Source organism: Pseudomonas sp. Sample_24, from assembly GCF_004307605.1.
In the GTDB taxonomy this organism is placed as follows: Bacteria; Pseudomonadota; Gammaproteobacteria; order Pseudomonadales; family Pseudomonadaceae; genus Aquipseudomonas.
The window spans coordinates 1-3,987 of record NZ_RCNW01000318.1; the positions used below are offsets into that span (position 1 = coordinate 1).

The window sequence follows — 3,987 nt, forward strand, 5'->3', positions numbered from 1 at the left end:
GCAGCGCTTTATCTTGCGCAACCAGGAAATCGCCAAGGCTCAAGAGGCCGCGGCGAAGAACGTTTCAGCTTGAATCCAAGGAAACAATGATGCAGATCCAAAACAAGGTTTTTCTCGTCACTGGCGGCGCGTCCGGCCTCGGTGCCGCCACCGCTGAAATGCTGGTCGCCGCCGGCGCCAAGGTGATGCTGGTGGACATGAACGCCGAAGCTGTCGCGGCGCAGGCCCAGCGCCTGGGCGCGCAAAGCGTGGTCGCGGACATCAGCAACGAAGCAGCGGCTGAAGCGGCGGTGCAGGCCACGGTCAAAACCTTCGGCGGCCTCAACGGTCTGGTCAACTGCGCCGGCATCGTGCGTGGCGAGAAGATCCTCGGCAAAAACGGTCCGCACGCGTTGTCCAGTTTCAGCCAGGTGATCAACGTCAACCTGATCGGCAGCTTCAACATGCTGCGCCTGGCCTCGGCGGCGATTGCCGAAACCGAAGCGGACGCCGATGGCGAGCGTGGCGTGATCATCAACACGGCGTCTGCTGCAGCATTCGACGGCCAGATCGGTCAGGCGGCGTACTCGGCATCCAAGGGGGCGATTGTCAGCCTGACCTTGCCGGCCGCACGGGAGCTGGCGCGCTTCGGCATCCGGGTGATGACCATCGCCCCGGGCATTTTCGAGACGCCGATGATGGCCGGCATGACCCAGGAAGTGCGCGATTCCCTAGCGGCTGGCGTGCCGTTCCCGCCGCGCCTGGGCAAACCTGCCGAGTATGCATCACTGGTCCGGCATATCATTGAAAACAGCATGCTCAATGGCGAGGTGATCCGTCTCGACGGTGCCTTGCGCATGGCCGCGAAATAAGGAGGATTTGTCATGAGCCTTTCCAACGATCCAATCGTCATCGTCAGCGCTGTCCGCACCCCGATGGGTGGCTTTCAGGGCGAACTGAAAAGCCTGACCGCGCCGCAACTCGGCGCGGCCGCGATCAAAGCCGCCGTGGAGCGCGCCGGTGTCGCCAGCGATGCCGTCGATGAAGTTTTATTCGGCTGCGTACTGCCAGCCGGTCTCGGCCAGGCCCCGGCACGCCAGGCGGCGCTGGGCGCCGGGCTGGATAAATCCACTCGCTGCACCACCCTCAACAAAATGTGCGGCTCGGGTATGGAAGCGGCCATCCTCGCTCACGACATGCTGGTCGCCGGCAGCGCCGAAGTGGTCATCGCCGGGGGCATGGAAAGCATGTCCAATGCGCCGTACCTGCTGGACCGTGCCCGCAGCGGCTATCGCATGGGCCATGGCAAGGTGCAGGACTCGATGTTCCTCGACGGCCTGGAAGACGCCTATGACAAGGGCCGCCTGATGGGCACTTTTGCCGAAGACTGCGCCGAAACCAACGGCTTCAGCCGTGAAGCCCAGGACGCCTTCGCCATTGCCTCGACCACTCGTGCGCAACAGGCGATCAAGGACGGCAGCTTCAAGGACGAAATCGTTCCGCTGACCGTCATGGTGGGCAAAGAACAGGTGACGATCAGCAATGACGAGCAACCACCGAAGGCCAAGCTGGACAAGATCGCCTCGCTCAAACCGGCGTTCCGGGACGGTGGTACGGTCACGGCGGCGAACTCCAGTTCGATCTCCGACGGTGCGGCGGCGCTGGTGCTGATGCGCCGTTCCGAAGCTGACAAGCGTGGTTTGAAACCGTTGGCGGTGATCCACGGTCACGCGGCGTTTGCCGACACGCCGGGCCTGTTCCCGGTGGCACCGATTGGCGCCATCAAGAAACTGATCAAGAAGACCGGCTGGTCGCTCAATGAAGTGGACTTGGTGGAAGTCAACGAAGCCTTCGCCGTCGTCGGCATGGCCGCAATGACCCATCTGGAAATCCCCCACGAGAAACTCAACGTGCACGGCGGCGCTTGTGCTTTGGGCCACCCGATCGGTGCGTCCGGCGCGCGCATTCTGGTGACGTTGCTTTCGGCCCTGCGCCAGAAAGGCCTGAAGCGTGGCGTTGCGGCCATCTGCATCGGCGGCGGCGAAGCCACGGCAATGGCTGTGGAATGCCTGTACTAACGCCGCCCCTGTAGGAGCATGGCTTGCCCGCGATAGCGATCTCAAGGACGCCATCGCGGGCAAGCCATGCTCCTACAAGAGCAGGGTGCATTCAGGCTCAAATCAAGGATTCATCATGATTCCCAATGACGACCAACAACAAATTCGCGACATGGCCCAGCAATTCGCCGAGGAACGGCTGAAACCGTTCGCCGCCGAGTGGGACCGTGAGCACCGTTTCCCCAAGGAAGCCATCGGCGAGATGGCCGAACTGGGCTTCTTCGGCATGCTGGTGCCGGAGCAGTGGGGCGGTTGCGACACCGGTTACCTGGCCTACGCCATGGCCCTGGAAGAAATCGCCGCCGGCGACGGTGCCTGCTCGACCATCATGAGCGTGCACAACTCGGTCGGTTGCGTGCCGATCCTGCATTACGGCAACGATGAACAGAAAGAACGCTTCCTCAAGCCGTTGGCCAGCGGCGCAATGCTTGGCGCGTTTGCACTGACCGAACCCCAGGCCGGCTCAGACGCCAGCGGCTTGAAAACCCGCGCCAAATTGAACGGCGATCACTACGTGCTTAACGGCTGTAAACAGTTCATCACCTCCGGGCAGAACGCAGGCGTGGTGATTGTGTTTGCGGTGACTGATCCTGCAGCCGGCAAGCGCGGCATCAGCGCATTCATCGTGCCCACCGATTCGCCGGGCTACAAAGTCGCGCGGGTCGAGGACAAGCTCGGCCAGCATGCGTCGGACACCTGCCAGATTCTCTTCGAAGACGTAAAAGTCCCGCTGGCCAACCGCCTGGGTGAAGAGGGCGAGGGCTACAGGATCGCCTTGGCCAACCTCGAAGGCGGACGCGTCGGTATCGCCTCGCAATCAGTGGGCATGGCCCGCGCCGCATTCGAAGCGGCCCGCGATTACGCCCGTGAGCGCGAGAGTTTCGGCAAACCGATCATCGAACACCAGGCTGTCGCGTTCCGCCTGGCGGACATGGCGACCCAGATCGCTGTAGCGCGGCAAATGGTGCATTACGCCGCTGCCCTGCGTGACAGCGGCAAACCGGCGCTGGTCGAAGCGTCGATGGCCAAGTTGTTCGCCTCGGAAATGGCCGAGAAAGTCTGCTCCTCGGCGTTGCAAACCCTGGGCGGTTACGGTTATTTGAACGACTTCCCGCTGGAGCGGATCTATCGCGACGTGCGGGTGTGTCAGATCTACGAAGGCACCAGCGATATTCAGCGCATGGTCATTTCGCGCAATCTTTGAAAGAAGGAACCACTCCGTGAGCTACGAAACCATTTTGCTGGAAACCCATGGCCGCGTCGGCCTGATCACCCTCAACCGCCCGCAAGCGCTGAACGCCTTGAATGCGCAGATCGTCAGCGAGCTGAACCATGCCCTCGATGGCCTGGAGGCCGATTCGAACATCGGTTGCATCGTGCTGGCCGGCTCAAAAAAGGCTTTTGCTGCCGGTGCCGACATCAAGGAAATGGCTGAGCTGACCTACCCGCAGATCTACCTTGACGACCTGTTCAGCGACAGCGACCGCGTGGCCAACCGGCGCAAGCCGATCATCGCTGCGGTGAATGGTTTCGCCTTGGGCGGTGGCTGTGAACTGGCGCTGATGTGCGATTTCATTCTGGCCGGCGACAACGCCAAATTCGGTCAGCCGGAAATCAACCTCGGCGTATTGCCAGGTATGGGCGGCACCCAACGTCTGACCCGCGCCGTGGGCAAGGCCAAGGCCATGGAAATGTGCCTGAGCGGGCGTTTGATCGATGCGGTGGAAGCAGAACGTTGCGGCATCGTGGCGCGCATCGTGCCGAGCGATGAGCTGCTGGACGAAGCGCTGAAAGTCGCGGCATTGATCGCCAAGAAGTCGTTGCCGATTGCGATGATGGTCAAGGAAAGCGTCAACCGCGCCTTTGAAGTGAGCCTGTCCGAAGGCGTGCG

Annotated in this window: 4 protein-coding genes; all 4 read left to right on the forward strand. The window is 62.0% G+C overall.

The features are described from left to right. Positions 1–89 precede the first annotated feature (89 nt). Positions 90–851, forward strand: a complete 762-nt coding sequence (locus tag D8V06_RS17000) for an SDR family NAD(P)-dependent oxidoreductase (protein ID WP_130907510.1) — start codon at positions 90–92, stop codon at positions 849–851. A 12-nt stretch (positions 852–863) separates the two neighbouring features. Then, positions 864–2,057 carry an acetyl-CoA C-acyltransferase gene (locus D8V06_RS17005; RefSeq protein ID WP_130904809.1) on the forward strand — a complete coding sequence of 398 codons (1,194 nt, stop codon included), beginning with the start codon at positions 864–866 and terminating at the stop codon, positions 2,055–2,057. A gap of 115 nt (positions 2,058–2,172) precedes the next feature. Next, positions 2,173–3,300, forward strand: coding sequence for an acyl-CoA dehydrogenase (locus D8V06_RS17010; RefSeq protein ID WP_130907511.1), 1,128 nt, complete (start codon positions 2,173–2,175; stop codon positions 3,298–3,300). A gap of 16 nt (positions 3,301–3,316) precedes the next feature. Beyond that, positions 3,317–3,987, forward strand: a 671-nt coding sequence (locus D8V06_RS17015; protein ID WP_130931363.1) for an enoyl-CoA hydratase-related protein, incomplete at its 3' end; no start/stop codon positions are given.

Coding starts and splice junctions, on each gene's coding strand:
- D8V06_RS17000 (WP_130907510.1), top strand. CDS start 90: ATGCAGATCCAAAACAAGGTTTTTCTCGTCACTGGCGGCGCGTCCGGC.
- D8V06_RS17005 (WP_130904809.1), top strand. CDS start 864: ATGAGCCTTTCCAACGATCCAATCGTCATCGTCAGCGCTGTCCGCACC.
- D8V06_RS17010 (WP_130907511.1), top strand. CDS start 2,173: ATGATTCCCAATGACGACCAACAACAAATTCGCGACATGGCCCAGCAA.